A 515-nucleotide genomic window follows, 5' to 3' on the forward strand; every position below is an offset into this window, starting at 1 on the left:
CGATGCGCGCACCAAGCTTACCGCCCGACCATCGATTTCAAAGCGTGCCAACACCTCGATCTTAGTTTGGCTTGGTTTGCCTTGTTTGTCGATTTTGACGCGGCGTTCACCACTTGGCAGTGTGCACTTCAATAAAGGCTGATCGATGATTTGCTTGTCTGACTTAACATGACCCACCACCAGACACAGATAGCTTTTTTGGATGGTTTTTTCTCGAAATTGCTCTTGCAACTCTTTTAGGGTGCTGCGTTTTTTTGCAATGAGCAGCAAGCCCGACGTGTCTTTATCGATGCGATGGATCAGCTCTAGGTATTTTTTGCCCGTTGCCACGCGCATCGCTTCAATCACCCCGAAGCTCTCGCCGCTGCCGCCATGTACCGCCAGCCCATGTGGCTTATTTAGTACGATCAGCCCTTCGTTCTCGAACACCACTCTACCAAGTAGCCCTCTGGCAAAATCATCAGACACCACAGGCTCATCACGCACCGACAGGCGCACGGGGGCGATGCGTACTA

General features: G+C 51.7%; 1 protein-coding gene. It reads right to left on the reverse strand.

Annotated features, from left to right (window positions below):
- Positions 1 to 515 (reverse strand): pseudouridine synthase (locus tag GY683_RS09495; RefSeq protein ID WP_297288496.1); only part of this gene is annotated, 515 nt, incomplete at both ends.

This window comes from Moraxella sp. (assembly GCF_024227015.1).
In the GTDB taxonomy this organism is placed as follows: domain Bacteria; phylum Pseudomonadota; class Gammaproteobacteria; order Pseudomonadales; family Moraxellaceae; genus Moraxella.